This is a genomic window from Neobacillus sp. BP17 (assembly GCF_059579525.1).
The window spans coordinates 2,973,205-3,000,121 of the sequence record NZ_CM184198.1; the positions used below are offsets into that span (position 1 = coordinate 2,973,205).

The following is a 26,917-nucleotide window of genomic DNA, read 5'->3' on the forward strand; positions in this document are numbered from 1 at the left end:
GGGATCATGACATGGGTAAAAAATATCAAACGAAACGTTTTCAACCAGATCACGTTGGAACACAACCACGTGGCTTTAGCGGGAATAAAGGAAAGAAAATGAATGATACTTCAGGCGAACACGCCCAAGTAATACAAACAAAAGGTGAATAACAATGAATTTAAGACTTGACTGGTGAAAGCCAGTGAGTCTTTTTTGTTTTTAAAAAAAATCTTGTTTATTTTTTTCAGTCCGAAACAAACTATATCTGTACCAATTACACCCTAGGAGGAAATACAATGGCCTATAATAACAAACCGAATCCAGATGATCGCAGTGATAACGTTGAAAAGCTGCAAGCAATGATTCAGAATACGGAAAATAATATTGAAGCAGCGGAAGAATCATTAGCACTTACCGACAGCGAGACACAACGCCAGGAAATTGAGGCGAAAAACGAACGCCGTCGGGAAAGCATTGACTCCTTCCGGTCAGAAATTAAAGATGAAGCACACAACCAACAAAGCTGAAATCGAGGGCAGACCTGTTCATTGTGGACAGGTCTTTTGTTTAGGTATGGAGTGATTGTTATGGTAAGATAGAAAGGAAATTTTGAAGAAGAAGTGATGATTTTGAGACAAATTGTAAACCAGCACATTAATAATAATGAGGAAAAACTCAAACGATGGGAAATGGAACTAAATCAAAATGGTTCGATTTCTAATGAAAGTGCATTAATTTCTGCGTTGACAGATGAATCCAATCCTGTCACCTTATCAAAACTGTTAACAATTGCCGCACTCTCGCGGATTGGCCGAAATGAACAGGATAAAATGGCTGCAATTTGGATGGAAAGAGCACTTAATTTAAATCCAAATAATCAAGCGGCTAGAGAATATATGTTACAAAAGGATTCGAAAAAATTAGCGGATATACTCTTGCCTCTTACATTTCCTGCAATGCGAGAAACAGATAACCGGACGGCAAAAAAGAAAACAGCCGAACAGTACATAGAAGTATGTCAAAATTTTTTAAATAATGCAGACGAAATACAAACAGATTTAGCCGCAAAAAGAGAATTCTCTGCAACCTTGAGTACGAAGGAAGTGTATCAACGGTATAATCAGATGTTTGAATTATACTCTGCTGCAATCGATGAAACAGGCAAGCTATTAAAGGCCGTAGAGGAGTATGACCAATCAATTACAGGTGTTTTCCATACCTCCACCTATTATGATGATTTAAAATTGCATTTATCCAATTTAGATGAAATCAAAGAAACTTGGCAAAAGCAATTTTACGAAGAAAACAAACAATCTGTCACCGATCAAATCAATGCATTAGATCAACTAAATGATATGGTTGGAATGGAGTTTGTCAAGAATCGGGTAAATGACTTTTACCGCTTTCTCAAGTATCAAAAAAAGCGGAAAGATTTAGGATTTCAAATGCAGGACGATTTGAGTCTAAATATGATTTTAACCGGAAATCCGGGAACAGGGAAAACCACACTTGCCCGCTTATTAGCAAAAATTTATCATGAGTTAGGAGTCCTGCCTCGAGAGGAAGTGATCGAGACCGACCGCTCCCAGCTTGTGGGTTCCTTCGTAGGACAAACTGAAGAAAATGTCCGCACCGTTGTGGAACGCTCCATTGGTGGTGTGCTATTTATTGATGAAGCATACAGTTTGAAGCGCGAGGGACAAACAGGAAATGATTATGGTCAAGCTGCCATTGATACGTTAGTTTCCCTGATGACTGGAAGTGAGTTTGGCGGGAGATTTGCAGTTATTTTGGCTGGCTATCCCGAAGAAATGCGCACCTTTTTGGATGCAAATCCAGGGTTACGCAGTCGCTTTCCACAGTCAAACCTCATTCATTTACCTAATTATTCAAATGAAGAGTTAATAAAAATAGCTGAAAAAGTTTCAGCAGATAATGATTATTTCCTTAGCGACGAAGCGAAAATTGAAATTAATCATCGACTAGAACGTGAGCGGGTGGATGATACCTTTGGAAATGCACGAACAGTCCGCAATATCGTCATCGATGCGATTTTCAAAAAGGGCTCTAATAAGGAAGTCTCTGACGATAATATCCTTGAATTTATGTTATTGAATCAAGAAGATTTTCTAATAGCAAAAAAAGAAGTTGAAGAATCCCCTTATGAAAAATTAGACCGGCTTATTGGTTTAGACGAATTAAAGATGGAAATGAGGTCATTGATTTCCTTTGTTAAGATGCAGCAATACCGCTCGGAAAAAGGGCTTTCTCCAGTGCCTATTCAATTACATGCGGTTTTCACCGGCAATCCTGGAACAGGAAAAACAACCGTAGCTAAGATTTATGCAGAGCTTTTGAAGGACTGCGGTATGTTAAAACGAGGTCATCTAATTGTCGCAAGCAGAGCAGATTTTGTGGCAGGATATGTAGGACAAACTGCCGGAAAAACGAAAAAAAAGATTAAAGAAGCTCTTGGGGGAGTCCTATTTATTGACGAAGCCTATTCACTTTTCAGTTCAACATCAGGAGATTTTGGTAAAGAAGTCATCGATACACTAGTCGATGAAATGACAAAGCACAATGAAAACTTAGTGGTAGTCCTGGCGGGTTATCCACATGAAATGGACCTGCTTTTAGAAAGTAATCCAGGGCTTCGCTCAAGGTTTAAAAAGTTCTTCTTATTTCCAGACTATTCTTCTGAAGAACTGCTTGAAATTATGACTGTATATGCAGAAAGTTATCAATACCAGTTATCAAGTGATGCTACAGGGCTGTTATTGAGTAAAATGGATCAAGAATCCTTTAAAGGAAATGGCCGTTTTGCTACTAATATGGTGGATGAAATGATTCAAGCACAGGCCTCAAGGTTAATGGAAGTGGAAGATGGGGAAGATCTTTTTGAAAAGTCACTCCTACTTGAGGTTGAAGATGTAATAAAGGCGATCAATAAAATGTAACGACCAATCGAAGAAAGGGTGAGGGCCAATGGAAAACTATTTTATTTCAACTCGAGAAATTCAACTCTATTATGCGGACACGGATATGATGGGAGTCATTTACCACGCTAATTATCTTAAATACTTTGAACTTGGCAGAACTGGGTTTATTGAGGACCTAGGCTATAGTTATCTCGCAATGGAGGAGTCAGGTTATTTTGCCCCAGTATATGACGTCCAAGCGACCTATAAAAAACCGTTACGGTATGGTGATCGAGGTTTTGTAAAAACTTGGGTTGAATTAAATGACGGCATCAAAACGGTATATGGTTATAAGGTTGTAAATGGTGATGACGAGATATGTGTGGAGGGGAAGACCACACACATTATTGTTAAGAAAGATAACTTTAGACCGACTTCCTTCAAAAAAGCCTTCCCAGAGTGGTTCTTAAAATATGAAGATATTAAGAAAAAATAAACAATTTATAACACATGTGAGGGCATAAGTCTTTTAGGAATGGGGTGACTTAGATGGCTTTTGGAATCAAACGGCAGGAAGTCATCGAGTGGAAGAGAAAAATTGATAATGGAGAATTAGCTTTTTTAACCCATTATTGGTTAGATGACCGCTTTCCAGGATGCAATACGGTAACCAAGGTTGGTTGTAACAATCTTGAGCAATTAGCAGCATGGGGACAAAAACATGGCTTAAAAAAAGAATGGATTCATGTTCGTAAGGATGGTTATTCTCATTTTGATTTACTTGGTGACCGCCAACGAGACATTTTACATAAAGAAGGATTGTTAGAACATATTTGGAAAAAGAATCAGGGCACACTTGAAGAGTAACCATCTTTAAGTGTGCTTTTTGCTATGAACCATAATATACAGGGATGGACATTACCCCGTTTAGTAGCAAGATGGTTGTGACGTATGTATGTGCAATCATCGCAGGAAGAACACTTCGTGATTTGACCGTTAAAAAAGCTAACATGAATCCTAGAAAAATATAAATCATACATATTATTGCTGAAAAACCAAACATGGTGGTGTTGATACCGAAAGCGATGCTCGTAATGACTATCCCAATTGGTTGAGAGGTATGTCTGATCAGTTTCGGGAGAAGGATTCCACGCCATAATATTTCATCAAGAATCGCATTTACCAATGCGAATAACAAAATCAATAGAAACGGAAGCCAATGCAGGCCATCTTTTTGAAATTGAAGTGTGATACCTAAAAATAGAACAGCCATTAGTCCAAATATAAGAACAAATCTCCTAAAGGAAAAAACAATTTTAAAAGGAAGTTGAATTTCTTCAGTGAAGTTCGGCCGGTGAAAGTAAGGCGTTATTTCTTGGTTAAACTGCTTAACCACAAAGCTAATCATTAAAATAGGAATCAACAATAATAATTGACTCATCATGATAAGCAAAAAAGGAGATAAATGAAAACTCTCAATAAAATGATCCATGTATCCAAGCAAGAGATTTCCGAGAAAAAATGAAATAATCATCCAACCAAAAAGGCGATTCTCTTCTTTTAAAAAAACAATGATTAAAAATAAACCAATTAATAACACAAAAAAAGGGTGGTAAAACCCTCTTGTAAATAGAAACATCATGAGTAAAAAATACCCGGAAATCCAGAGCCCTTTCCGCTTTATCCATTCCATCCGATCTTCTCCTGTCATTCATCTGAGAATAAAAAGGCTCCGTTTTAACGGAGCCACTTCATCATGTGATCTTGAATTTCCGTGTACTTTCCTTTGGCGTTACGAAGACCAAATGAACCAGCATTTTCTAAAGGGATTACACGGAAATTATGATTTCTTTTACTAGAGACATAGGTGGGATAAAAATGCGGGTTCGACAATTCAATCGAGTTTCCATTACCTGATATATGTTTTGTAATGCCAATCGTAGCTAAACCACCTATATCCTTATAATCATTACGTTGTGATGAGATAAAATTTCCTAATGAATAGACAACAAACGCTTTTCTTCCATCCTTTGTTTTGATCCATTCCATGGGTTGAAGAACATGCGGATGAGATCCAAAAATAATGTCGACACCTTCATTTGCGAGAAATCTTGCCAAATCCTTTTGTTCTTTGTTAGGCATTCGGTGGTACTCATCTCCCCAATGGATACTCATAACAATGACATCGGCTTCCTTTTTGGCGCGATGAATCTCATCACGCATCGTTTCTCGATTTATCAGATTGACGAGAAAATCCTTTCCGTTTGGAACCGGGATTCCGTTCGTTCCGTATGTATAGGAGAGAAAAGCAATCTTTATCCCATTTTTATTTAAAATCCGCAATTTTTGGCGGTCCTTTTCATCAAGGAAGCTTCCAACGTGAGGTAAACCAATACTTTCTAAATAGTCAGCCTCTGACTTAATCCCTTTTTCACCTTTATCTAAGGTATGATTATTGGCAGTAGATACAATATCTACTCCTGTGTGTACAAGAGCATCTGCCAACTCGTAAGGACTATTAAACCGTGGATAACCAGCAAGCCCTAATGTTTTTCCGCCTATCGTGCTTTCTTGATTGGCAGTTAATACGTCTGGTTTTTTTAATAGAGTTTTTACGTTCTCAAACATCGGGTCAAATTCATATGTAGCTCCATTAAAGGCATCTTGATATACATTATCGTGAATAAGGATATCTCCAATAGCTCCAATGGTTATTTTTTCTGTCATTTCTCGATTGACCAGCAATGAAGAACGGGTTTGAAGATTTTTTGCCGGTAAAACTTTTTGTTCATCCTCGGTCGTGTTTTGCCATTGTTGAATAAAAAGGAATGATGCTAAAGCAATACAAACAAAAATAATTATAACTGAAGGTAGGGCATGCCTTTTCATAATTACTCCTTATCTTTTATCTGATAATTATACTATAGTATATTCTTGTATAATTTTAAAACTATTCTTTGCTTAATTAGGAGTTTTTAACATATAAAAAAGAACCGAAAAATCCCGGTTCTTTTTTGCTATAGCCATTTAATCTTGGGCTCGGTCTTATTCATAATTCGTTTAATATTTGCTCGGTGACGATAAATGACAAACGACGCAAGGAACAGGACGACGATGAGAAGAGGGATGTCCCATTCACCAACTACCCCTGAAACAATGGCAAACATCACGGCTGTAACCCCTGCAACCATCGATGATAAGGAAACATATTTTGATAGGTATAAACTAATAAAAAAGAAAATTAATACAGTAATAAACATATAAGGTGCATAAAACAATACGACACCACCAGAGGTAGCAACCGCTTTTCCGCCACGAAACCCGGCGAAGATTGGATAGGTGTGTCCGACCACTGCAAAAATACCTGCCAATAATGGGTTTATATCAACTTGGAAAAGATGCGGTAAGGCGGCAGCTAAGGTCCCTTTCAGGATGTCAGCAAGTGTAACGACTAATCCAGCTTTCACACCGAGGGTACGAAAGGTATTGGTTCCTCCTAAATTTCCACTCCCATGTTCACGAATATCTGTTTTATAAAAAACCTTTCCGATAATTAAACCAGAGGGGATCGAACCAAGTAAATATGCCAGAATAACTACTAAAATAATTTGAATCATTAACAAATTCTCCTTCTACAAAAAGATCCAGTCCTTCTATTTTACCATGGAATTAAGAAAAAACACTATTAATCCTTTCACATGTTCTTGCTTTTTTGATTACGGTCAAAAGTAAGAACAAATAGAGTCAAATTTATTACGAAAATAAGGAGAATTTTCAAACCATTTGTTAATTCATTGAAAGCCTTGCATGGAGTCAATATAATTTAGATAAAATCATAGAAATACATATTAAACCGGCCCAAGTTTCGTAATCAATGGTCGGTTTTATCATATTATCCTGAATGAAAGAAAGAGGTGCTTCAAAAGTGGCGGCTAATAATCACCCATACTTAACTTACCAATACAAAGATGTGAAACAGCTTGAAAAAGAAATATCCAAACAAAAGAAGTTAACGAGAGCTTTAATGAACTTTCAAAATCACCTAATCTTTGTGATTGACAACGAGGAGATTATCGAATTCAATCAAGCTTTTAGTAATTTTACTGGCATTAGTAAGGCACAGACACAGCTACCTATATTGAAATACCTCTCTAGTTTTTTTGTAGATGATGCCAATTATTTTTATCCAATCGACAAAAGTAGATGGTTTGAAGAAATCATCGAAACGGGGAAAAACTCTGTAAATATGCACTGGATCAACAGCAGTAGTGAAGAGAGTTACTTTAATTTACAGTATGAGTCCATACCGGGTTCAAACCAATATTTATGTGTCTGTATGGATATCACTCATTTAGAGAATGAGAAGAGTGGGAACAAACAATTTTTCCTAATGGATTCTTTAACATACAGTATAAACCAATTGGAAATGAATGCGATCTTAGAAGTGGAAATGAGGCGAGCAGAACGATTAAATCAGCCCTTATCGATGATTATCATGGATATTGATTTCTTTAAACATGTGAATGAACAGTTTGGGTATGATGCAGGTGATAAAGTACTCTCTACTATTTCCATCATCGTTCAACAACGGATTCGCGAATCAGATATTTTTGTCCGTTGGGGTGGAGAAGAATTCATATTACTCACTCCTGGTACCGACGGAAATGGGGCACAGGAATTATCAGAATCCATCCGTTCAATTATTGAGGAATTTCACTTTGAGAATATCGATCAAATCACTTGCAGCTTTGGAATCTCCGTGTTTTCTAAAGGGAAAGCGAAAGAGGAGTTAATTTTGGAGGCGAATCATGCACTGTCTATTTCAAAAGACCGTGGATGAAACGGTGTAACTCTTTACAACTAAGAAGTAAAGATTGAGACCCTTTAAGCTGTTTATTATGTTTTTTTTGAAAAAATAGGTAAAATAAAGAAAAAGACCCTAGGAGTGAATATGATGACTATTGAAAATCCAAGTCGCAATGAAATTGGTAATATTTTAAAAAAGGCAAAAAGAATTGCGGTAGTTGGTTTGAGTAATAATCCTGAACGAACTTCTTACCAAGTGTCTGAAGCGATGCAAAAAGCTGGCTATGAAATTATCCCGGTAAATCCCACAATTGATTCTGCATTAGGAGTAAAGGCTGTTGCATCTCTCAAAGATATCGAAGGACATGTGGACATTGTTAATGTTTTCCGCAGGTCAGAACAATTGTTCGATGTAGCTAAGGAGTTTGATGAGATTGATGCAGATATCTACTGGGCACAGCTTGGCCTTGAAAACGAAGAAGCCTATGAATTCTTAAAAAACAAGGGATATACGGTTATAATGAATCGTTGCATTAAAGTCGAACATGCGATATCTAAAGCTTAAAAATCGAACCCTAAAACTGCTAATATTTAGCAGTTTTTTTATTTTTAACTCGCTTCAAACCGATGATTATATTATTACAAAAATATGTTGTTTAAAATTACGTATTTGCTAAATCGAAATAAATCGCTACAATATAGCATAGACGCCGCAAGATTTATGTTAAAATAAGAAGCGGCAAACATTGGTTCTATTTTTTAATTTTATAAAAGATTATATAAAGAATGACTAATCAATTAGTTCATGAGCAATTAGAAGGATACTTCTTTTTGTAGGGAATGAAAGGGGTATTTTAGTGGCAAGAAATCAGCAAGTTTTTGATTATAATGATGATGCCATACAGGTACTTGAAGGTCTTGAGGCGGTTAGAAAACGTCCAGGAATGTACATTGGCAGCACTGATTCACGCGGTCTCCATCATCTTGTTTATGAGATTGTCGACAATTCTGTCGATGAGGCTCTTGGTGGATTCGGTGATCAAATCATTGTAAAAATACACAAAGATAATTCTATTAGTGTAAATGACCGTGGACGCGGAATGCCTACTGGTATGCACAAAATGGGGAAACCAACACCAGAGGTTATATTAACAGTGCTTCATGCCGGCGGTAAATTTGGCCAAGGCGGTTATAAAACAAGCGGCGGTTTGCACGGTGTAGGGGCATCTGTTGTTAATGCCTTATCAGAATGGCTAACTGTCACCATTAAACGGGACGGTTTCGTATATGAACAGCGTTTTGAAAATGGGGGAAAACCGATAACAACCCTCGAAAAAATCGGCAAAACCAATCAAACCGGTACAACGATTCATTTCAAGCCAGATCCAACTATTTTTTCAACGACCACTTTTAATTTCGAAACGTTATGTGAGAGGTTAAGGGAGTCAGCCTTCTTGTTAAAAGGTTTGAAAATCGAAATTATAGATGACCGAAATGATTTCCATGAAGTCTTCCATTATGAAAATGGGATTGAAGCATTCGTTGCCTATTTAAACGAAGAAAAGGATGTCCTCCATCCAGTTGTCAGTTTGGAAGGATCCCAGCATGGAATTGAAGTGGACTTTGCGTTTCAATTTAATGATGGCTATTCTGAAAATGTCCTCTCCTTTGTCAATAATGTCCGCACAAGAGATGGCGGTACCCATGAAGCCGGGGCAAAAACTGCGATGACAAGAGTATTCAATGATTATGCTCGTAAGGTATCATTCTTAAAAGACAAAGACAAAAACCTTGATGGCGCAGATATCCGTGAAGGATTATCGGCAATTATCTCCGTTCGAATCCCGGAAGAATTGCTCCAGTTTGAAGGACAAACAAAAGGGAAATTAGGAACAAGTGAAGCTAGATCAGCCGTCGATTCAGTTGTTTCTGAACACCTCTCCTATTTTCTAGAAGAGAATCCTGATATTAGCTCCCTTCTTATCAAAAAATCTATCAAAGCCTATCAAGCAAGAGAGGCAGCCAGAAAAGCACGTGAGGACGCACGCAGCGGAAAAAAACGCAAGCGTTCAGATGCTGTCTTATCTGGTAAACTAACACCTGCACAATCACGTAATCCGCAAAGAAACGAAATCTACCTGGTTGAAGGTGATTCTGCGGGAGGCTCAGCGAAACAGGGACGTGACCGACGTTTTCAAGCAGTTCTTCCACTCAGAGGTAAGGTCATTAATACAGAAAAAGCCAAGCTCGCTGATATTTTTAAGAATGAAGAAATCAATACGATTATCCATGCCATCGGCGGCGGAGTCGGTTCCGATTTTAGTGTCGAAGATATCAATTACGATAAAATTGTCATTATGACCGATGCCGATACAGATGGGGCACATATTCAAGTTCTATTGCTTACTTTCTTTTATCGCTATATGAAGCCGTTGTTAGAAGCAGGGAAAGTGTTTATTGCCTTACCTCCGCTTTATAAAGTAAGCAAGGGAACGGGCAAGAAAGAAATTATCGAATATGCTTGGAATGATGATGAACTTCAAGGAGCCATCAAGAAAGTAGGCAGAGGCTATATTATCCAGCGCTATAAAGGACTTGGCGAAATGAACGCCGATCAACTATGGGAAACAACGATGGATCCTGAAACAAGGACGTTGATTCGGGTAAAAATCGATGATGCGGCTAGAGCAGAACGCCGCGTTACCACTCTTATGGGCGATAAAGTTGAGCCGCGCCGTAAGTGGATTGAGACGAATGTCGCATTTGGGTTAGAAGAAGATGACACCATCTTAGAAAATGAAAATATTACGGTCGCCGAGGAGGGTTCTGAAGGATGAGTGCAACTGAAAAATTCCGAGACTTGCCTCTAGAAGATGTCATTGGTGATCGTTTTGGTCGATATAGTAAATATATTATTCAAGAACGAGCTCTTCCGGATGCACGTGACGGTCTAAAACCGGTGCAGCGGAGAATTCTTTATGCAATGCATTTTGAAGGAAATACACACGATAAAGGTTTTCGTAAATCTGCAAAAACTGTCGGTAACGTTATTGGTAACTACCATCCACATGGTGATTCCTCTGTTTACGAGGCCATGGTACGGATGAGTCAGGACTGGAAGGTTCGAAATGTTCTTGTGCAAATGCATGGTAACAACGGCAGCGTCGATGGTGACCCGCCTGCTGCGATGCGTTATACAGAAGCAAGGCTATCAGCGATTGCCGCAGAATTAATGCGTGATATCGAAAAAGATACGGTTGAATTTATTCCTAACTTTGATGATACTTCCAAAGAGCCAACAGTTTTACCAGCGATGTTCCCTAACCTTCTTGTCAATGGATCAACAGGAATATCTGCTGGGTATGCAACAGATATTCCTCCGCATCACCTTGGTGAAGTCATTGACGGAGTAATTAAGAGAATGGACCATTCTGATTGTTCCGTAGAGGAACTCATGACGATTATCAAAGGACCAGATTTCCCTACGGGGGGTATCATTCAAGGCATTGATGGAATTAAAAAAGCCTATGAAACTGGTAAAGGAAAAATTATCGTTCGCAGCAAAGCCGACATTGAAGAGGTTCGCGGCGGTAAGCAGCAAATCGTTATTACGGAAATTCCCTATGAGGTGAATAAAGCCAATCTCGTCAAAAAAATGGATGAGTTCCGTCTTGATCGTAAAGTGGAAGGAATCTCTGAAATTCGTGATGAAACAGATCGGACCGGCCTCAGAATAGTTATTGAACTGAAGAAAGATGCCGATTCAGCAGGTGTCTTGAACTATTTATATAAAAATAGTGATCTTCAAGTAACCTATAATTTTAATATGGTTGCCATTCATAAGAAACGTCCGAAATTAATGGGTCTTAGAGAATTATTGGATGCTTATATTGAGCACCAAAAAGAAGTGGTCACAAGAAGATCTCAATACGATCTGAATAAAGCCAGAGAACGACAACATATTGTTGAAGGTCTGATGAAGGCTTTATCGATCCTTGATGAAGTAATTGCCACCATTCGTGCATCTAAGGACAAACGCGACGCGAAGGACAATTTGATTGCAAAGTTTGACTTTACAGAGCCGCAATCAGAAGCAATTGTTTCCTTACAGCTATATCGTTTAACAAACACCGATATCACTGCCTTAAGACAGGAAGCGGAAGAGTTAGCGAAGAAAATCGAAGAGCTTACAAGCATTTTAGCAAGTGAGAAAACTCTTTTCTCCGTTATTAAAAAAGAATTAAAGGACGTAAAAAAACGCTTTGCAGATGAACGGCGTTCGAAGATTGAGGCAGAAATTGAAGAATTAAAAATCAATCTTGAGGTTACAGTCCCAAGTGAAGATGTTATTGTAACGATTACGAAACATGGATACGTAAAACGGACAAGTACTCGTTCCTATGCAGCTTCCAATGGTCAGGATTTAGCAATGAAGGATTCAGACCGTTTATTAGCGCAACTCGAAATGAATACGAAGGATGTCCTGCTTCTCTTCACAAATAAAGGAAACTACTTATTCTGTCCTGTTCATGAGCTGCCAGATATTCGCTGGAAAGACCTTGGACAACATGTGGCTAATATCATTCCAATTGACCGTGATGAAGAAATCATTCAGGCGATTCCAGTCAAAGACTTTGAGGCTGACCTATTCCTTGTCTTTATCACGAAAAATGGCATGGCCAAGAAAACGGAGCTAAAACAGTATAAAGCACAACGATATTCTAAACCACTTGTTGGTATCAATCTAAAGGATGATGATCAAGTAATTGATGTTCATTTAACCGATGGAACAAATGAATTATTCTTGATTACCCACTTAGGATATGCCTTATGGTTTCATGAAGAAGAAATTAGTATAGTAGGTGCTCGTGCTGCAGGTGTGAAAGGGATTAATTTAAAAGATGATGATTTCGTGATTGGTGGAAAAATCATTCATCCAGACAGTAACGAAACGATCGTTATCGCTACACAGCGTGGAGCTGTAAAGAGAATGAAAATGAAAGAATTTGAAAAAGCTACTCGTGCCAAACGCGGTGTAGTCATTTTAAGGGAACTTAAATCAAATCCACACCGCATTGCAGGATTTGATATTGCCAATGAGCAAGATGTGATTTTTATCCAAACGGAAAAAGGACATCTCGAGGAACTTAATACAATCGATATTCACTACAGTGACCGTTATTCCAATGGTTCATTTATTTTGGATGAAGAGGAAAACGGAAAGGTTACGACTGTTTGGAAAGTATCTGCATCGGAAAAACCTAGTGAATAAATGATTAAGGGACACTCTAAAAATTAGAGTGTCCCTTTTCATCTTTTTTCCAAAACTGGTCATACTAACAAGTAATAGAGCTTCTGGGAGGTTCATGGATGAAAAAAGAGATGCTTTTGGTCATTGTTTCATTTTTTCTCATGTCACTTACTGCAATTACTGGGGTATATGCGATTGAAGAAACGACAAAAATAATCACTATTTCAAATGAAAAAGCAGATATTACCGGTGACGGAAAAGAGGAAGAAATACTTTTAAAGGGGGTTCCTTATCAGAAAGAGGAGGCATTTTTGGAAAAAATCTATATTGAGATTAATGCTTCAAATGGTAGGAAATACACCATTCCACTAAATAGTGGTGCTAAGGCGGCATTGGAACTTGTCGACTTAAACAATGATGGAGTGAAAGATTTGTTTGCAAGTGTGATGAAAGGGGGGAATGAACCAACTGTCCAAAATTACTCCTACTCTATTAGGAATTTTGAACAGACGAAACTTTTTCTGCCAGAACCACTTGAAATGGAAAGCCATTTTCTTCATGGGTATAAAGCAGAGATTAAACTCGCCAAAACAGGAAAGTCGTATCTATTTGATTTAAAGGACCGTAAGAAGTATTATAAAAAACTAGGATTATATTATCGTGGCAAGCTAAATGAGCCGACAGAATTAACCGTTAATCCATTTAGCAGTCTCCAACCTATACCTATAGAAAACAATCAAGTGGGGTTACTGGGCGAGCAGCAAATTACCGGGATTGCCAATGCTGACGTGATTGCTTCTGTCGAATCAACTTGGTCATTTGACCAAGGTCAGTGGAAGTTAATTCGGATAGTTGTTCATAAAGAACGTAATAAATAGCTGTATTTTATCGACACAGGAGATCCTGTGTTTTTTATTTTCCAAAAATTTGACGAGATTTCCAGACGGGAATATACTTAGTCTTGCCAAATTTTATCAAAGGAGTTGGATAAAAAACTCATTTCCATTTAATTGTTCATATTTAGTTCATAAAAATAAGCTACAGTTACTCTTAATCAATTAAAAACGGAGTTGAAGGAATTGATTAAATTAACCAAATTTCTAAAACCATTTCAATTAGCCATTTATCTGGTTTTAGGTCTCGTCCTCTTACAATCATTATCAGAATTATATTTGCCAACTTTAATGTCCGATATCGTTGATAAAGGGGTTGTCAAGGGAGACACGGGCTACATATGGAAAATTGGCGGTTTTATGCTGCTTGTGGCGGCAGGGGGAATGATTTGTTCGATAGCAGCAAGTTTCTACTCAGCAAAAGCAGCATCAGGCTTTGGAAAATTATTAAGAAGCAAAATTTTTTCTCACGTTGGAAACTTTTCACTGCATGAGTTTGATCAGCTCGGAACAGCCTCGTTAATTACTAGAACCACCAACGATATCACCCAGATCCAGCAAGTATTAGTAATGATGCTCCGAATGATGGCGATGGCACCGATGATGTGTATTGGCGGGATCATCATGGCATATTCAAAAGATGCGAAACTTACCCTTGTTCTCGCTGTTGCTCTGCCTGTTCTGGTGCTGGCGATCGTGATTATTGCCAGAAAAGGGATTCCACTTTTTAAAGCGATGCAAATAAAGTTAGATAATCTCAATCGGGTTTTACGTGAAAACTTAACCGGGATTCGTGTCATTCGCTCTTTTAACCGAGTAGAGCATGAGAAGAAGCGTTTTGATGAAGCGAACTGGGATTTAACTGAAACAGCCATTAAGGTCAATAAAATTATGGCCGCAATGATGCCGATTATGATGGTGGTCCTTAACCTTTCCTCAGTCGCGATTGTATGGTTTGGCGGACTGCGGATTAGCAATGGTCATATGCAGGTAGGAGATATGATGGCCTTCATCCAATATGCGATGCAAATTATGTTTTCGTTCATTATGCTGTCGATGATGTTTGTCATGATCCCAAGGGCATCGGTATCGGCTGTTCGAATCAATGAAGTACTAGAGACAGTTGCAGATATTAAAGATCCTTCATCGTCAAAAGTTGATGAAGGAAAAAAAGGCTTTGTTGAGTTTCAAAAGGTAACATTCAGTTATCCGGGCGCGGAAATGCCAGCCATTTCAAATATCTCTTTTTCAACAAAACCCGGTGAAGTAACTGCCATTATTGGCGGTACTGGGTCAGGAAAATCAACACTCATTAACTTGATTCCGCGTTTTTATGATGTCGATAGCGGGAAAGTCCTTGTCGATGGGATAGATGTAAGGGATATGGCACAAGAAAAACTTCGAGAAAAGATAGGGTTTGTCCCACAGCAATCCGTACTTTTCACCGGATCGATTGCTGAGAACATCCGCTATGGAAAAGAAAATGCCACAGCAGAAGAGGTTGATCATGCTGCTGAAGTAGCCCAAGCGAAAGAATTTATTTCTAACATGCCAGAAGGCTTTGATGCGGTAATCTCCCAAGGGGGAACAAATGTTTCAGGGGGACAAAAACAGCGATTGTCGATCGCACGAGCCCTTGTACGAAAGCCGGAAATCTATATATTTGATGATAGTTTTTCTGCTTTGGATTTTAAAACAGACGCCAAGTTACGGGCTGCCCTTAAAAACGAAACGGGGAACTCAACGGTATTAATAGTAGCACAGCGTGTAAGCACCATAATCGACGCTGATCAGATTATCGTTCTCGATAACGGTGAAATATCTGGAATTGGGAAACACAAAGAATTAATGGAATCATGTGCGGTTTATCGCGAGATTGTCATGTCACAGCTGTCAGAGGAGGAAATCGCATGAGTAAGGATTCCAATCAAAACCACACCCAAGGGACGGGGACTAGAAAACCTGGCCCTGGACCAGGCGGCGGATTTGGCCCGATGGGCATGGGCATGCCTGTCCAAAAAGCAAAGAACTTTAAAGGAACTCTAAATAGACTTATCAGCTATTTGAAACCATATAAATTACAGCTTTTAGCGGTTTTAATTACAGCCATTATCAGTACCATTTTTGCGATCGTCAGCCCTAAAATATTGGGGAAAGCGACGACTAAGTTATTCGAAGGCTTGATGATGAAATTTAGAGGAATCCCTGGAGCTAAAATCGATTTTGATTATATCGGTCAAATTATTATTTTACTCATTGGCCTCTATATTCTAAGTGCGATTTTTGCTTATATCCAACAATATATTATGGCGGGTGTCGCGCAAAAGACAGTTTACAATCTTCGGAAAGAGGTAGAAGAGAAACTGAACCGACTTCCGCTTAAATACTTTGATTCACGTACCCATGGTGAAATTCTCAGCCGTGCAATAAATGATGTTGATAATATTAGTACGACCTTACAGCAAAGCTTAACCCAGCTGATTACCTCCGTTGTTACCATTATCGGTGTCATTATCATGATGCTGTCGATTAGTCCATTAATGACGTTGATTGTCATTTTGACACTGCCGCTTAGCGGTGTTGCGATTGCAAAGATAGCTAAAAAGTCGCAACAGTATTTTAAAGGGCAACAAAAATCATTAGGCCAATTAAATGGGCATGTGGAAGAGATGTATACCGGTCATAAAGTAGTCAAAGTTTTCGGTCACGAACAGAAATCAATTGAAACATTCGAGGGAATCAATGAAACTCTCCACCAATCCGCTTGGAAGGCACAATTTGTATCAGGCCTGATCATGCCATTAATGGGATTTATCAATAATATTGGCTATGTTCTCGTATCAGTCGTTGGTGGAATCTTGGTAACGAAAAAAGCGATTGAAATTGGTGATATACAGGCTTTTATCCAATATGCACGTCAATTTTCCCAACCGATTGCTCAAACTGCATCGATCGCAAACGTCATTCAATCCACGATCGCCAGTGCCGAACGGGTCTTTGAAATTTTGGATGAAACAGAAGAGGTGCTTGAAGCCATTGATGCGAAGGTGATCGCTAGGCCAAAAGGTGAAGTAACCTTTGAACATGTAAGTTTCGGTTACGAGGAAAATGAACTTTTAATCAAAGATATGGAAATCGATGTGAAACCTGGTCAGACAGTAGCGATTGTCGGACCAACAGGAGCGGGTAAAACCACACTAATTAATTTGCTGATGCGTTTCTATGAAATTAATTCTGGCAGCATACTCATTGACGGAGTCGATACGAGAGAGGTAAAAAGGGAGCACCTAAGAAGTTTATTTGGTATGGTACTGCAGGATACATGGTTATTTAATAGTACGATTTTTGATAATATTGCCTACGGAAAAGAGGGGGCAACAAAGGAAGAAGTGGTGGCAGCAGCTCGCGCGGCAAACGCTGATCACTTTATTCGAACGCTCCCAGATGGGTATGATACGATTTTGAATGAAGAGGCATCCAACATTTCTCAGGGGCAAAAACAACTGTTAACAATTGCTAGGGCGATCCTTGCTAATCCAGCGATACTTATTTTGGATGAAGCGACCAGTAGTGTCGATACGCGAACAGAGGTTCAAATCCAAAAAGCGATGAACCACTTAATGAAAGGGAGGACCAGCTTTGTCATTGCCCACAGATTGTCGACGATTCGAGATGCTGATTTAATCCTAGTAATGAATAACGGAAGTGTCATTGAAAAAGGAACTCACGTGGAATTACTAGAAGAAGGCGGTTTTTATGCAGACCTGTATAATAGTCAGTTTACAGGGAGTAATTCAGTGAAAAATGTAGGTTGAGAGAATGCGTTTGGAAAGCTTACGAACTTTCTGAACGCTTTTTTTATTTTAAATAAGTGTTTAATTATGAAAAAAATTCATTTCGTCTCATTATCTTAAGTATACTTAGGAAATGAGATATTTTACGTTTTTGTTACCATAATATTATTATGTAAACTGATTAAAATTTAAAATAAGACTGCCGCGAAAACGACAGTCATTGATCATTCTATTTGCTCTTTCGGCATATCCATCTTATCCACAGCAATTTTTAAATCATCATTCTTAATATGCGTATAGATCATCGTCGTTTGGATGGATGAATGACCTAATTGCCGTCTTAATTTCGGTACATCATTGATTTCAGCATGGTATCTAGTCGCGAATGAATGACGCAGCTTATGTACCGATAACGATGGTTTACCAAATGCGGTTGCATATTTTTCAATGAGTTTTTCAACGGATCGGGCTGTTAATTGCCGTGATTTGCCCTTGGGACCAATCGGAGCTGAAATAAACAACGCCTTATTGCTTTTCTCAACCTGGTACTTAGCCGTTCTAATTGAAAGGTATTCTTGTAGGTCATCCATTGCCACTTGGCTAAAATAAACAAATTGTTCTTTATTTCCTTTACGGATTACTCTCACACAATACTTACTATAATCAATATCGTCTAATTCAATCCCAACTAATTCCGAAAGACGCAGCCCGGAACCCAAGATTAACGAGACAATGGCCGTATCACGTTCCTTATTTAATTGATAAAAATTATAGAGTCTTTTATTATCTTTATTCAATTCACCATAATCATTCGCAACAAATAAGCGGAATTTTTCATATTCGTCCCCGAGGAGGATTTTACCTTCCATTTTAGTTGCCTTGGTTTCCATGCTGTCTTTTACTTCATTAAATTCAATTTTAGCCATAACATTCCGGTTCAAATAAGGCTTTAGATCTGGGGTTTCCGCAATGTTTTGTAAGTAATTAAACAGTGATTTTAACGCAGATAATTTCCGATTTACGGTAAGTTCTTTATTATTTAATTGATAATGCAAATAATTTAAAAAACCTTCAACCTCCAAGACGGTCAGTTGCTCTAAACGCTCTAAAGGAATTTCTTTGATGGTGCCTGACACCAATTGCTCACTGACCATCCAGTTAAAGAAGATTTTATAATCATGACAGTAATTAAATAAGGAAGCCGTTGAAAGCTTACGTAATTTATGATTAATATATTCGTCAACATACCATGGAAGTTCTTTGAGCAACGTTTGAAGTTTTTGAAATTGTTGCTGCTTTGATTGATTTACCATAAAATCACCCCGCTTCTATATTTTACTAAACGGTCTTAATTACGTCAAATTTATATTTTACGTAATTAAGTAACGGAACTCTAAATAAACTGATTCTATTATTCTAGCCCTTTGTCCAGCGACAACAATCTCCCTACTTATAAGGCAGTTTTGGACAACAATCTCCCTATTTATAAGGAAGCATCAGTCTTACTCAATTCAACATCCCCCTACTCAGACCGTTTGCGGAATGTATGTCCATCCATCTCCCCTTTTTACATTATTATAACAATACAAAACATACAATCGAACATCGGATTTCTACGTTAACAACATTTATTAAATTGGTTCAAGGGGTTCCTTTTCGGAACCCCTTGAATATTAAGTATCAACGAAATCTACAACTTTTTTATAGAAATCATAGTATCCATGAGGTTTATAAGGCACAACCTTGGGTTTATTTTTAACCCCAAAAAACGGGCACTCATGATGTTCAATAGAAAGATTAGAAAATAAATTGTTCCAAACATAGAAATTTACAGTTGTTCTTTTATTATTAGGAAAGGAAAATAAAACAATTGGATTATTGGCGAAGTTTTCTGGTAACTTATTGTATATATACCTTTCCTGTACTTGATTCCTAGAAAGGTCTACCCACTTGTAAAAATGATTAAGAATAAGGTGTGCCATGACTCTGTTTATGATTGTTGTCATAATCGTAGTTTTTATACTTAATAGACCATTAGAGTGTAATAAGTCAGAGGAGATCTTCCCTAAATAGTCATTATCCTGATATGTAGCGAAACTTGGATCGTTTGCCCAACCACTTGATTGATTATCATTATCGATGTGTGTATAATTTTTTGCCGCCTCTATAAATTGCCTCCACTGAACGTAAGCTATAGCAAATGGACATAGTGGCTGGTTTGGTTGCTTTCTAACCAAATATTTAATGCAGTGTTTATGGTCCTTTAGAATCTTCTTTCGAATATGCCTAGCAATCGCCTTATATACAGAAATAGATGAAGCGAGAATTTCTCTATAAACTCTTACTAATTTATCGCTGTTATCGATTCGGGGATTTCCGATTTTTATTTCGTTCCTTATTTTTGCGAACTGTTCTGTAGTCTGATTATCCTTAATGACCGCATTAAATTTATCCAATAGATTTATATCGTAACAACTATCAAAGATACTTGTACTAAATTCAATATTCTTTAACTTTACTCGTTCACTCTTCGTTAAATTTAGCCAAAATTGGAGGTCATCCGTTACAATTTCAATCTTCCTTTTTTCATTATTTATTAACAATCTGTATGGTTCATCTACAAAGTTATAGCAGCATTTACATTGGAAGGGCTTTAAAAAGTGTTTTCCATTTAATTCATAAGGGATTTTCATTTTACATTTAGGGCATTGATTCTCCAACTTTACTTGGTGAAAAGGACATTTATTGATTAAAGAGAATTGGTGGAAAATGCTATGATAATGCTGTGCCATACACGTTGGGCAAAAATTCAACTCTTTCTTCAAAAAATATTGTTCATGCTTGATGAATCCGTCCATTAGTGAGTTTAAATGTTTTTTCGTCACCTCTTTTATGGAATCCCCATAATTTCTGGATTTTTGATTATGAATCTGCCTGGAGCATTTTTGAAAAGTTTAAATTTTTCAATTCCTTATCTGATTCGGATATTTTTAGATTACTCGGAACAGAAGTGATCAAAAGGAAGAAGAGTAATATTTGGAGTAATATGAACAGAGATTTATATTCACTGAATGCTTTTGATGATTCGCTTACTAAACCTAGAATCCCAAGTATATTCTTTTATTGGGAGAGAAGTTTCCAACGTAATAATCTTACTCAAAGTTTATCCCCTCATCCCTCTATACTATTGGATTAAAAAGTTCCGCTTGATAACCAGAATATATGATACTCTTCTCTAAGTGACTCTTGGTTAACTTATCGAGATTTTGTCCATCTACCCCATAACTTTTCAAAATGTCCTCTACCGTCTTTGTGAGGTACTGCATCGGGATTTCGATTGGCCCATTGATTTTTTCTCTTTGTCTCAAATCTACGAAGCTTTGGAATATGTCATCAGCATAATTGGATAATCTGAAACCGTCTTTATATAAGTGAGGGAAGAAATATTGAGTAAACGTACAGCCACTATCGATCGGATAAACAGATTCTTCGTCATATGCTATTAAACATGTTTTTAAATCATCCACGTACTTAATTCCACTGAAAACATGTTCATGGACCATAAATCTACCTATGATTTGAGATTTGTTTTCTACTTGAAGTGCTCCCTTTTTTCCAGATAATTCTTCTTGTTGGCCAACTAAGATCACGGTCATATCGATGTTGACTCTATCAAGTTCGTTATACACATCTATTAACCAATTGTAATGGGTATCGTGTAAACGTTGAGCTTCGTCGATAATCATGACGATCCTTTTTTCTTCGGATGACTCACCTTTGAAATACAGGTACTTAAAAAGTCTATCCCTTTTTGCACTGGCTTTGCCACTACTGTAATCATGATGATGCACTTCTCGGAGCAAATCCTCGAAAAAGACTCCCTCATTAGGATTTTTATATGCACGACAATTGATTAAAAAAACAGGAAGTTTTAAATCTAATTCTTGCGGAAGTTGCTGCATCAAAAACTTTATGGCCTGAGTTTTGCCAATTCTTGGTCTTCCGTAGATTAGGCCGCCTGGGGCCCGTGTATTGAGCCACCACACAACTGTATCGTACAATCGAGCGATTTCATTCGTTGCCAGTAAATACCTCCCAGTGTGCACTGGATGGGTCTTCGGACCAATTATGGGTCTATCAATTCCTTGAGTCATATTTAATACACCGCACTCCTATATTTAGTAAATGAGGGTTTGTTTAAATTTTCGTACAACAGGTTCTCTTTTCTCATCTTGTGGATTTCTTTGAGGTGACGTACTTAAAATTTCTGAATGTTCAGCTGCATTCGTTTGCTCAATCTTTTGGGGTTCTTTTCTTGCAGCTCTCTTTTGGACAGCCAGTTCATTGCGGGCTTTCTTGTTTACTTTAGCGTTCTTTTCTAAATATTCATGGTACACCTTAATAGGGTCATCTCGATCAGTATAGTGGATTAATTTTTTGTTCTTCAACCGAGATATTTCCTTTCTATCTCTCAAAGTATGTTTTCTCTCTCTCCACTTACCCGTGACGTATAAGAGTCCTAGTTCAGTTCCATCCTCCAAGAATGCTCGAACCACTCTCAAGTCATCAATATTGACCAATAGAGTTAATTTTTCTCCCACCAGACCGTAACTTTGGGATAGTACATCACTTCTATAAACAGCACCCTCATAGTTTATATAAGGCCGTTTGCCATTTCCTTTATTTCCAAGGATATTGCGCTTAACCTCAATCTGAAAAAAGGTTGACTCCTTTCTTTTATTTTCCGCTAAATAACGTATCGGAACTCCTTTCGTAAGATGTTGTTTCAATGCATCAAGCGGAGAGATGTAATTAAGAGATGTATGAGGAGTTGCGTTATACTCCGCTATAGCCAGTTCTGTTAATTCTTCCAATTCCTTTTCAGTCATCCGAAACTTTATAGCCTCTTCTTTGGCATTTTTCTTCCGTTTCGGGTCATTGGGATTGCTGCCAGTTGTATTGGGATACCGATGGTAGTTATTATCTTCTAAAACCCCAAAAAATCTTTCTATGATTGCTCTTCGCTGTGGCATACCGACAGGTCCTGCATTAACCCGACAATTCATAATATTGACCAGTCTATCTTTCACATTATTGGCTAAGTTGGCTTTCGCATTATCAAAAAGGAGTTCGTCCCATACGGCCCACTGACATTCTTCAAATTTGATAGAATGGAAACCCGCTTCTTGGGAATATTTGAAACCTTTTATCGAAGCATAGCTTTCTTTTGGAATGACCGAATTCTTAATACAATGTAATACATCCGCAGCGGAATACTCTTTCCTTAAACACAGGTGATACCCTAAAACTAGTCTTGTTGCTTCGTCAATGATCACTAATAACCACACCCGATCCATGATTTCTATCTCTTCTTTCCCTGCAGAATTGATAAAAGAAACCGTAATCAATAAATCGAGCTTGTGGCCGTCAAACTGAACCCTTTGAAATGGTCGACTAACGGCTGGTATGTATTTCTCCCCCATCCCAGTAGTCCTGGCAAGCATAGAGGAGTCATCACCGTATCTTGCAGCAGCTTCTGTATAATACTTATCTTCCATTTTCTTCGCATAACGTTCCAAGGATCTTCTTCCTCTATCACCTGTGTTTAACGGATATTGGCTTAATGTGACGCCCTCTTTTTTGCAACGGTCTACAAACTCTTTGTGTAGATCTTTAATTCTAATCACGTTGTCGCCAACTGTTTTAATGCGTTTCAAATACCTATCTTGGATGAATTCTTTTATTTCTGGATGTGAATTTAAAAACAATTCAAAAGCACCAGACATTTTTTCGGGATTATCATCTGTAGGAAGTTCTTTTCTTTCATATTCCTTTAGCGTTTTTCTAGGTATGATTCCTCGGTATCCGTAGAGTTCACCACGTTCATCCAATTGAAGACATCTTTTCACAAATTCGTTTAGCTCTTTTTTCGCTACCCCTGTTTTTTCCTCTATTTCTTTCAACTTCATTTTTGAATCGAAATAGTAATCGATTGCCTCCTTTCTTTTGAGGAAGACTATCTTATCTTTTTCATTTAATTGCATTAGATTTACTTGATGCCATTTTGTGGTATCACTCCATTCGCTATCATAACCTTCAATCAACTTTCTTTTACTCATTCAACCAAACCTCCAGCTTGTACGAAATAGGAACCTTGTCCAGATTCGCAGAGATTTTTCCTTGATAAATCAAATTTACGCTGCCATTCCTAATGAATATTAAATCAGCTAATGCTGCTCCACCAGAAAATGAATTGAAACAATATTTAGCTGATATTGGATGGACTAAACAAGAGTTACTTGACTATCTTTCCTACTATGAAATTCCAATTGATGATTTTAATTCAGTCGAAGAACTAAAAGATGTAATGGGTACCCCAATCACCTCGCAAAATTTTCAGGAGTTATTGACTAAATATGGTCTATCACAAAAAGAATTTAATGATTTAATGGACCATTTTGGGGATAACTTGAATGATTATAAATTTATAGAGGATTTGGATGCGTCACTTAAATATTACGTAAACTACGATGAATATATGGCAGAAACTGAAAATGCATTAGGGGAATTCGGCATTACTGAAGAAGAGTCAGAAAAATTGTTCAACTATTTAGCAGCAGTCGAAGAAAAAAATAAGAATCAACTCGACCAAATCGCAACAAATGATACTCTCTGGGAAAAATTCCTCAATGTAGAAGATCCTAGTCAATTAAGCGACGAAGACCTTGATGAAATTGTTCAAATTTTAGAACAAACAATTGCATTGTATGAAATAAAAATGAACTTTAAGGTCAATGGCCAACCTGTCACGTTTAAGGAACTGTTATTAATGGAGGAGCCTCCTAAAGGTAACTTATCTGGTAGTATCTACAGTACTTCAGGGGAACTTCTACTTGATTTTAATATCCCACAAGAGTTTTTTGAATCACTAGAAGTTGTAGACAACGGGGAAGATTTACTTCATTTAGGTGAAATTTCTGATGACTATGTTGATCACATGCATGAAGAGAAATATGAACAAGGGCAAAAAAACTTAAAATAAAACGTAAGCCCTTCTCTATTGGGAAGGGCTTGTGAACCTGCTGCAATGATGGTTTTATGTTAAATGCATACATTTTTCGGTATTTTAGGGTGTATTCATAGCCCGTGTAACGAAATGATGGGAATATCAATAATACGGCTTTTTCAATCTCGAAATTCTTCGTTTTAAAGTCTTGCCTGTAACCTTCTTTTGACTGGTCTCCTTCACTATAAGTCAATTATATTTTGCTGACCTTTAAACACCCTATAAACAATTCAAGCAACTCTTTGTCACAATAATGCTTACAACTACTTTAACGAAGATGATTTAACACACTCAATTTCATTGAAACCTCTGAAGTGATTAATAGCATTTTAACACTTGAATTTTTATAATTTTGCAATGTCAAAATAAAAAACTCGCCTAAAAGGCAAGTCTCAAAGAGTTTATGGTATTGCTAACCTTTGTATTCGGGATGGTTATGGCGGTTGCATCCATACAGGTAACATGCTGTCTTGGCGTGTGTTTCAAATTTCATGGACGGAATAAATCCTAAAGAAATTCGTTCAAACATTTCTTCATACTCCGTCTTATCTTTCAGTAATTCATTTATATGGGACTGCTTATCACGTTCAGTCCACTCTTCATCACATTCATCTTCATAACTATCTTTAATTTCTTCATTTTTTTCTTTGATTGCTTCAATCAGTTTTCCATGAGCACGATCAGGTTGGTTTAACTTTTTCAATGAATATACATACCGACTAACCCAATCAGGATCCTTTGCATAACTAGCCCAACCTTTTTCAAACCATTCTACAGCTTTATTATAACAACCTATTTCCACATATAAATCAGCTACATCAACTTCCCCGACAAAATCAGCATCATCTTCAGAAAATGCATCAAGCTTACGTTTTGCCTCGTTTAGTTCACCTAACTCAATTAAACACATAACATGGCTGTACATGGCCCAGTCAGAATCATCTGAACCTAACAGAAAAAAGTTGGATGCCTGCTCTATATTTCCAAGATGGTAATGAGCCTTAGCTAGATTATTATAAGCCATTTTTGTGGGGTGGATCGCAATAGCTCTTTGCAATATATCCTTTGCCTCTCCCCATCTTTCCAGTCTTAGGTATACCTCTCCTAACAAATTATATGGAAAATATGAGGTAGGATTCATATCAACGGCTTCCTCTAGCAAACTCTGCGCAGCCATAAAGTCATCCTCTTCATGGCAGTATATCCATGCAAGGTTCGTTAATGACTGAACGTCTCTTAAATCTTGAGCAGCTTTTTGGAATAGCTTTAACGATTCATCATATTTATTTTCTTCAAGAAGTTCAATCGCCTTTTGATTAATGTTCAAAAAAACTCCCCATTCCATTGCCATGTAAAGGACATCTTGGCCATTAAAATAAGCCCTTCATGGCTTATGATTTAGAAAAAGAAGCAGAATATACAGAAGTCATTAAATCTTATATTTTTCAGGCGCTTTAGCAATTTTACGATTATTGTGTTAGCGCCCCCATTAGCACAATTAGGAATATTAATGATTTAACTTTTGAAAGATTTTGCCTCATTCTTTATCCTCTTTATTAAATCATCTTCATTCAACACAAATGGTTGATCATCATATTCAAGCCTATCAATCATTTCACTAATCTCAAACCAAGCAAACAAGTCATCGGCATTTTCTAACTCCGTCGCAACGATTTGAAAAATCATTTGGGCTAAATCGAAAATTACTGTATGCTCGTAAGCTTTTTTTATTTTATTTGCTAAAAAACCTATATAAGCCCTTACACAAATCTCATAGGATGATTCTTTTATTTCCAACTCATCTAATGCTCTTTTAAAATAAACTTCAACTTCAAATAGATTATGATCGAATGAAAAAGAAGAAAGAATATTTAAGGAAGGTGATGATACGTTTTCCAATAATAGACTGTAGGACCAATTTATATAATCCTCAGTCGCAGCAGTTTGCTTTTTAATTTTATAAAATAATAGATTTGTTTCCACTTTTCCACCTCTATAATAGATTATTTTGCCTGAACCAGAAAATAATCCTTCTTGCGCTAGCCTGCCCTTTAGTTCTACAAGAATAAATAACCCCGTAGCGAACACAAATAATAAATCATGTCACACTTATGAAAATTAGATTCAAAAGTTATTTCCCAATCAATACATTAAAATCGTTTTACTCCTTATTGAATTAACACACTCGGAGTCGAAAAGGTTTATTC

22 protein-coding genes are annotated in these 26,917 nt (G+C 37.4%); 13 read left to right on the top strand and 9 right to left on the bottom strand.

Translation table 11 applies throughout. The features are described 5' to 3' along the window. The first annotated feature begins 11 nt into the window (after positions 1–11). The 5 genes from AC4QJR_RS14370 (at position 12) to AC4QJR_RS14390 (ending at position 3,767) form a co-directional block, all read left to right on the top strand. Positions 12–152, top strand: a complete 141-nt coding sequence (locus tag AC4QJR_RS14370; protein ID WP_026567323.1) for an acid-soluble spore protein N — start codon at positions 12–14, stop codon at positions 150–152. A 126-nt stretch (positions 153–278) separates the two neighbouring features. Further along, positions 279–509 (top strand): small acid-soluble spore protein Tlp, encoded by a 231-nt coding sequence (gene tlp, locus AC4QJR_RS14375; RefSeq protein WP_098571218.1) that lies wholly within the window; start codon positions 279–281, stop codon positions 507–509. Positions 510–605: 96 nt separating this feature from the next. After that, entirely contained in the window at positions 606–2,939 is a 2,334-nt protein-coding gene (locus AC4QJR_RS14380) for an AAA family ATPase (protein ID WP_496523241.1), read from the top strand. A 28-nt stretch (positions 2,940–2,967) separates the two neighbouring features. Continuing rightward, positions 2,968–3,396 carry an acyl-CoA thioesterase gene (locus tag AC4QJR_RS14385; protein ID WP_251459782.1) on the top strand — a complete coding sequence of 143 codons (429 nt, stop codon included), beginning with the start codon at positions 2,968–2,970 and terminating at the stop codon, positions 3,394–3,396. A 53-nt stretch (positions 3,397–3,449) separates the two neighbouring features. Then, complete coding sequence (locus tag AC4QJR_RS14390; protein ID WP_496523242.1) at positions 3,450–3,767, top strand: hypothetical protein; 318 nt, start codon at positions 3,450–3,452, stop codon at positions 3,765–3,767. 22 nt (positions 3,768–3,789) lie between these two features. Here AC4QJR_RS14390 and AC4QJR_RS14395 read toward each other — a convergent pair whose 3' ends face one another. From AC4QJR_RS14395 to plsY, 3 genes are all read right to left on the bottom strand, one after another. After that, the gene (locus AC4QJR_RS14395) at positions 3,790–4,593 is read right to left on the bottom strand and encodes a CPBP family intramembrane glutamic endopeptidase (protein ID WP_496523243.1); all 804 of its coding nucleotides are present in this window, start codon (positions 4,591–4,593) and stop codon (positions 3,790–3,792) included. A 44-nt stretch (positions 4,594–4,637) separates the two neighbouring features. Further along, positions 4,638–5,789, bottom strand: a complete 1,152-nt coding sequence (locus AC4QJR_RS14400) for a CapA family protein (RefSeq protein WP_375376980.1) — start codon at positions 5,787–5,789, stop codon at positions 4,638–4,640. A 128-nt stretch (positions 5,790–5,917) separates the two neighbouring features. Next, a complete protein-coding gene (gene plsY, locus AC4QJR_RS14405; RefSeq protein WP_098571224.1) occupies positions 5,918–6,517 on the bottom strand; it encodes a glycerol-3-phosphate 1-O-acyltransferase PlsY in 600 nt (199 codons plus the stop codon). A 308-nt stretch (positions 6,518–6,825) separates the two neighbouring features. On the opposite strand from plsY, the gene AC4QJR_RS14410 reads away from it, so the two are divergent. The 7 genes from AC4QJR_RS14410 to AC4QJR_RS14440 all read left to right on the top strand — a co-directional run bounded on the left by AC4QJR_RS14410 (position 6,826) and on the right by AC4QJR_RS14440 (position 17,665). Beyond that, positions 6,826–7,740: a GGDEF domain-containing protein gene (locus tag AC4QJR_RS14410; RefSeq protein ID WP_496523244.1), complete on the top strand. Its 915-nt coding sequence runs from the start codon at positions 6,826–6,828 to the stop codon at positions 7,738–7,740. 114 nt (positions 7,741–7,854) lie between these two features. Then, positions 7,855–8,271, top strand: a complete 417-nt coding sequence (locus AC4QJR_RS14415) for a CoA-binding protein (protein ID WP_098571226.1) — start codon at positions 7,855–7,857, stop codon at positions 8,269–8,271. Positions 8,272–8,563: 292 nt separating this feature from the next. Then, on the top strand, positions 8,564–10,543 hold the full coding sequence (parE, locus tag AC4QJR_RS14420) for a DNA topoisomerase IV subunit B (protein ID WP_496523245.1): 1,980 nt from the start codon (positions 8,564–8,566) through the stop codon (positions 10,541–10,543). After that, complete coding sequence (gene parC / locus AC4QJR_RS14425; protein ID WP_496523246.1) at positions 10,540–12,978, top strand: DNA topoisomerase IV subunit A; 2,439 nt, start codon at positions 10,540–10,542, stop codon at positions 12,976–12,978. The genes parE and parC overlap by 4 nt, the downstream gene beginning before the upstream one ends. Positions 12,979–13,076: 98 nt before the next feature. Continuing rightward, complete coding sequence (locus AC4QJR_RS14430) at positions 13,077–13,835, top strand: YybI family spore inner coat protein (protein ID WP_496523247.1); 759 nt, start codon at positions 13,077–13,079, stop codon at positions 13,833–13,835. A 201-nt stretch (positions 13,836–14,036) separates the two neighbouring features. Further along, positions 14,037–15,764 carry an ABC transporter ATP-binding protein gene (locus AC4QJR_RS14435; RefSeq protein ID WP_098571230.1) on the top strand — a complete coding sequence of 576 codons (1,728 nt, stop codon included), beginning with the start codon at positions 14,037–14,039 and terminating at the stop codon, positions 15,762–15,764. After that, positions 15,761–17,665, top strand: coding sequence for an ABC transporter ATP-binding protein (locus AC4QJR_RS14440; protein ID WP_496523248.1), 1,905 nt, complete (start codon positions 15,761–15,763; stop codon positions 17,663–17,665). Before AC4QJR_RS14435 ends, AC4QJR_RS14440 begins: the two co-directional genes overlap by 4 nt. Positions 17,666–17,868: 203 nt before the next feature. Here the strand turns inward: AC4QJR_RS14440 and xerS are convergent, their stop codons facing one another. The 4 genes from xerS to AC4QJR_RS14460 form a co-directional block, all read right to left on the bottom strand. Further along, positions 17,869–18,957, bottom strand: a complete 1,089-nt coding sequence (gene xerS, locus AC4QJR_RS14445) for a tyrosine recombinase XerS (protein WP_098571232.1) — start codon at positions 18,955–18,957, stop codon at positions 17,869–17,871. Between the two features lie 360 nt (positions 18,958–19,317). Further along, positions 19,318–20,247, bottom strand: a complete 930-nt coding sequence (locus tag AC4QJR_RS14450; protein ID WP_496523249.1) for a hypothetical protein — start codon at positions 20,245–20,247, stop codon at positions 19,318–19,320. A gap of 576 nt (positions 20,248–20,823) precedes the next feature. Beyond that, positions 20,824–21,798: an ATP-binding protein gene (locus tag AC4QJR_RS14455; protein WP_496523250.1), complete on the bottom strand. Its 975-nt coding sequence runs from the start codon at positions 21,796–21,798 to the stop codon at positions 20,824–20,826. A 24-nt stretch (positions 21,799–21,822) separates the two neighbouring features. Further along, positions 21,823–23,763, bottom strand: coding sequence for a TnsB C-terminal domain-containing protein (locus AC4QJR_RS14460; RefSeq protein ID WP_496523251.1), 1,941 nt, complete (start codon positions 23,761–23,763; stop codon positions 21,823–21,825). A 92-nt stretch (positions 23,764–23,855) separates the two neighbouring features. Here AC4QJR_RS14460 and AC4QJR_RS14465 point away from each other — a divergent pair, with 92 nt between their 5' ends. Then, positions 23,856–24,686 carry a processed acidic surface protein gene (locus tag AC4QJR_RS14465; protein WP_496523252.1) on the top strand — a complete coding sequence of 277 codons (831 nt, stop codon included), beginning with the start codon at positions 23,856–23,858 and terminating at the stop codon, positions 24,684–24,686. A gap of 436 nt (positions 24,687–25,122) precedes the next feature. On the opposite strand, the gene AC4QJR_RS14470 is transcribed toward AC4QJR_RS14465, so the two are convergent. Together AC4QJR_RS14470 and AC4QJR_RS14475 are read right to left on the bottom strand one after the other, a co-directional pair. Continuing rightward, on the bottom strand, positions 25,123–26,037 hold the full coding sequence (locus tag AC4QJR_RS14470) for a tetratricopeptide repeat protein (protein WP_496523253.1): 915 nt from the start codon (positions 26,035–26,037) through the stop codon (positions 25,123–25,125). A gap of 188 nt (positions 26,038–26,225) precedes the next feature. Beyond that, a complete protein-coding gene (locus tag AC4QJR_RS14475; protein WP_496523254.1) occupies positions 26,226–26,693 on the bottom strand; it encodes a hypothetical protein in 468 nt (155 codons plus the stop codon). Between the last annotated feature and the right edge of the window lie 224 nt (positions 26,694–26,917).